The organism is Lysinibacillus sp., from assembly GCF_032093475.1.
Classification (GTDB): Bacteria; Bacillota; Bacilli; order Bacillales_A; family Planococcaceae; genus Lysinibacillus; species Lysinibacillus irui.
The window spans coordinates 42,278-46,512 of sequence record NZ_DAMDAY010000007.1 but is presented as its reverse complement, the minus strand read 5'-3'; the positions used below and the strand labels follow the sequence as shown (position 1 = coordinate 46,512).

Here is a 4,235-nt window from a genome sequence, read left to right as displayed (position 1 = left end):
TAATCTTTATGGATATTTTTATGCCAGAGCAAGATGGCATTACGAGCTTACGAAAAATACGTGAACTAGACCTACCAGTGGATGTTATTACCGTCACGGCTGCGAATGATATGGAGACAGTGAAACAAGTACTGCATCTAGGTGTCTTTGATTATATTATGAAGCCCTTTTCATTTGAACGGGTCAAAGGTACGCTTGATAATTATTTACGTTTTAAGAAGCAAACACAATCAGATCAGGAACTCACACAGCGGGAATTGGATCAATTATTTCATTATCGTGATGGGCAAACTAACGTGGAACAATCAGCTCCGCTAGGGTCGGAAAATAATCTTCCGAAAGGCTTTAATCGTACAACGCTTGAAAAGGTTGTGCACTTTTTACATTCGGTCGATGGTGCATCTGCAGAAGACGTAGCAAGTGGTGTAGGAATTGCTCGTGTCACCGCAAGAAGATATTTAGACTATTTAGAGAAACAAGAAGAAATTACAATGGATGTCCATTATGGAGGTATTGGGCGACCTATAAACTATTATTTTAGTAAATAAAGAAAATCCTGATTGGCCAAAAAGCAATCAGGATTTTTTGTTTTTATTAATAAGGCATAATTTTATCAACTGGTGTCGGTGTTTTAATCTTTGGTAAGATTTTCTCTAATGTCACCGTACGATTGATTATATGTGTAGCGGCATCATGTTCATCGAATTGCTCAAGGAAAGTAATAACCTCTTTGACAATTGGAGTTGGCGTTGAGGCACCTGCTGTAACTGCCACTTTATTAATGCCTTTTAACCATTCGATTTTAAGCTCCGAAACATCCGCAATTCGATAGGATGGTGTTCCTGCAATTTCAACGGAAACTTGTGTTAAGCGGTTTGAGTTATTGGATTTAGGATCTCCCACAACGATGAGTAAATCCGCTTCTCCAGCTTGCTGAGCGACAGCTTCTTGACGAACCTGTGTCGCTAAACAAATCTCTTTGTGTACCTCGATATGAGGGAATTTTTCTTTTAAACTATCCATTAAATGGGCAACATCCCATTGGCTCATTGTTGTTTGATTTGTCACCAGTAATTTATCATTCGTTAAATTTAACGCATCAATATCGTTTGAGGACTGTACTAAGTGGACATGATCAGGCGCAACCCCAATGGCCCCCTCTGGTTCGGGATGTCCTTTTTTTCCGATATAAATAATATCATAGCCTTCAGCCGATTTTTCACGAATTAAATCGTGGGTAACTGTTACATCAGGACATGTGGCATCAATGGACACTAAGCCTTTTCGCTTTGCAATCTCACGAATTTCAGGTGAAACACCATGTGCTGTGAAAATGACAGTACCGGTTTCAACTTGTTCAATAATTTCTAGGCGGTTTTCACCATCTAATGTGATGATTCCGTCCTTTTCAAACGCATCTGTGACATGTTTATTATGCACAATCATCCCTAAAATGTAGATAGGTCTTGGTAATGTTTTATCAAGTGCGGCATTCCGAGCGATGACCATCGCATCAACAACACCGTAGCAATAGCCACGTGGATTAATTTTTAATACTTGCATGGTTGTGACTCCTTTCAAGCTTACCTATCTACATTATAACGGACAGGGACGGCGAATACAAAGAAACGTTCATTTACATAGGTGGTTGGAAGATACGTGGTTTAGATGGAAGTGGTTCAGGAGGCGTATATGATGCACTTTGCCTTGATGATCGTCTACTTCCAGTTGAAGCTTTTTTATCACTTCCTGCAGTATCAGCGCTAGCTGACCCAGCGGATGGAAGGCCTTGGAATCCTTTGTATAACTTTAATAGCGAGGGTATATTTTTTACCATCGGCATTGCTTGTTGAATATAAGGTGTATAGGTCTTAGCTGTATTGAATAAGCTATTTGCTTGTTGTAAGAACGAACCGATTTTAGAAGGTTCCTGCACAGGTGGCGTTGGCATTTGCCCTCCGAAGGTACCTATTCCATTAGCCATCGGAAAGCCGCCTGGAATTCGTGGTTGAACAGGAAAGCCTCCAGGCTGGTAAAAGGACTGCGGTGACATTTGTGGTGGTGTTTGCATGGGCATTCTCATGCCACCGGGATACATAGGATATTGATAAGGTGGTCGAAATACCATAATGATCTCCTTTCTACTTGTTTTTCATTGATGACATACCTGACTATAGCTATGATATGCAAAGGCTAGTGGGAGGGTTCGATATAGAAACAGAAAACAATGATGACATAGGATCACTGTCTAAAGAAAATGGTCGTTTCTAACCAACAAAAACGGCGAGTGACAACTTCTCGGCGTTTTTCATGATGCTAAAAATTACAGTACCCAGGGTTTCTGGCATTGTGGTATTCGTATTTTTGATTGCATATTCTTCTTATTTCAAGTACCTTTGATAAGGGCTTTTGTTACGGTAATCATAAAACGTTTAAATTATGTTTATGCTTGTAATATATAGGATGTAAATATACCTTAAAGTTCGAATCATGGTACAATGAGAAAGATGTTAGGAGGAACGAATGATGTCAAAATATACTGATTACAATTTTCAGCCATTTTTGCAGGACGCCATTGCAAAACTAGGCTTTACAGAACCGACACCAATTCAAAAAGAAATTATTCCACTTTTATTAAAAGGGAAAAGTGCTATTGGACAGGCACATACAGGAACGGGGAAAACACATAGTTTTTTAATTCCGATAGTTCAACGTATTGATGTAGAGAGACAGGAAGTTCAGGCTGTTATTACTTCTCCTACACGCGAACTAGCACAACAAATATTTGATGCGTTAAATCAGTTAATAGAAGGAACAGCTATTCAAGCAAAGCTATTTATTGGGGGTACGGACAAGCAACGCTCCATTGATAAATTAAAAACACAACCACAAATAGTTGTTGGGACACCTGGACGTATTCGTGATCTTGTTTCAGCACAAGCGTTATTTGTGCATACGGCACCAATCCTAGTTGTTGATGAAGCTGATTTAGCTTTTGATATGGGCTTTATCGAGGATATTGATGGATTTGCTTCTCAAATGCCAGAGAAGCTTGAAATGTTTGTATTCTCTGCAACGATTCCTGAAAAACTTCAGCCTTTCTTAAAAAAATATATGGATGCCCCAGTGCATATCCAAATGAACGATAAGCGACCAGTGGCAGAGGGTATTGATTTTGTGCTTGTGCCAGTACGCTCTAAATCGCGTAATAAACGTTTATTAGAAGTAATTGAAGGTATTAATCCGTTTTTAGCTGTTATTTTTACTAATACACGTAAAACAGCTGAGCAAGTTGCCGGTTATTTAAATGAACATGGTATCCGTTGTGGACAAATCCATGGTGATTTAAGTCCACGTGATCGTAAAAAGATGATGAAACAAATCCGCGATCTAGAATATCAATACATTGTTGCGACTGATTTAGCAGCACGTGGTATCGATATTCAAGGAATTTCCCATGTTATCAATTACGAAATTCCAGAGGACCTAGAATTCTTTATTCACCGTGTTGGACGTACAGCCCGTGCAGGTAATAAAGGAACTGCCATTACTTTATTTGAGCCATCTGATGAAGATGCAGTAGTTCGTGTAGAGAAAATGGGTATTCCTTTTGTGCAAAAAGACGTTAAAAATGGAGAATGGTCTGAGTTAAAAGAGCGTCATGCGCGTAAAAATCGCGTGAAACAAGAGAATGAAATCGATGTGAAAGCGAAGGCATTGGTGCGTAAGCCTAAAAAGGTTAAACCAGGCTATAAGCGTAATATGAAATGGGAAATGGAAAAAATTAAAAAACGTGAACGTCGTTTAAAAGCGCGAGGTAAAAAATAGGGGGTTTTTTACATGCTACTTGGCTCACATGTTTCAATGAGTGGGAAAGAGATGTTGCTTGGCTCAAGTAAAGAAGCACTGTCATATGGAGCAAATACATTCATGATTTATACAGGAGCACCGCAAAACACACGTCGTAAAGCGATTGCCGATCTGAACATTATGAATGGTCTACTTCATATGAAAGAGCATGGTATGACAAATATTGTTGTGCATGCTCCTTACATTATCAATATTGCGAATACGGAAAAACCAGAAACATTCCGTCTTGGAGTCGATTTTCTACAATCAGAAATTGAACGCACAGCAGCACTAGAGGCAACGCAAATTGTCTTGCACCCTGGTGCGCATGTAGGTGCGGGTGCTGAAGCTGGAATTGCGAAAATTGTTGAAGGCTTGAATGAGGT

5 protein-coding genes are annotated in these 4,235 nt (G+C 39.5%); 3 read left to right on the top strand and 2 right to left on the bottom strand.

The window, feature by feature from the left end; genetic code table 11:
• Positions 1 to 548: response regulator (locus RT445_RS03335; RefSeq protein ID WP_313469687.1), on the top strand; the 548-nt coding region annotated here is incomplete at its 5' end.
• 46 nt (positions 549 to 594) lie between these two features.
• Here the strand turns inward: RT445_RS03335 and RT445_RS03330 are convergent.
• Positions 595 to 1,563, bottom strand: a complete 969-nt coding sequence (locus RT445_RS03330) for a 4-hydroxy-3-methylbut-2-enyl diphosphate reductase (protein ID WP_274793775.1) — start codon at positions 1,561 to 1,563, stop codon at positions 595 to 597.
• A 73-nt stretch (positions 1,564 to 1,636) separates the two neighbouring features.
• A complete protein-coding gene (gene vrrA / locus RT445_RS03325) occupies positions 1,637 to 2,128 on the bottom strand; it encodes a VrrA/YqfQ family protein (protein ID WP_274793774.1) in 492 nt (163 codons plus the stop codon).
• A gap of 398 nt (positions 2,129 to 2,526) precedes the next feature.
• On the opposite strand from vrrA, the gene RT445_RS03320 reads away from it, so the two are divergent.
• Together RT445_RS03320 and RT445_RS03315 are read left to right on the top strand one after the other, a co-directional pair.
• Positions 2,527 to 3,828, top strand: a complete 1,302-nt coding sequence (locus RT445_RS03320) for a DEAD/DEAH box helicase (RefSeq protein ID WP_274797354.1) — start codon at positions 2,527 to 2,529, stop codon at positions 3,826 to 3,828.
• A 12-nt stretch (positions 3,829 to 3,840) separates the two neighbouring features.
• Positions 3,841 to 4,235: TIM barrel protein (locus tag RT445_RS03315; RefSeq protein ID WP_313469684.1), on the top strand; the 395-nt coding region annotated here is incomplete at its 3' end.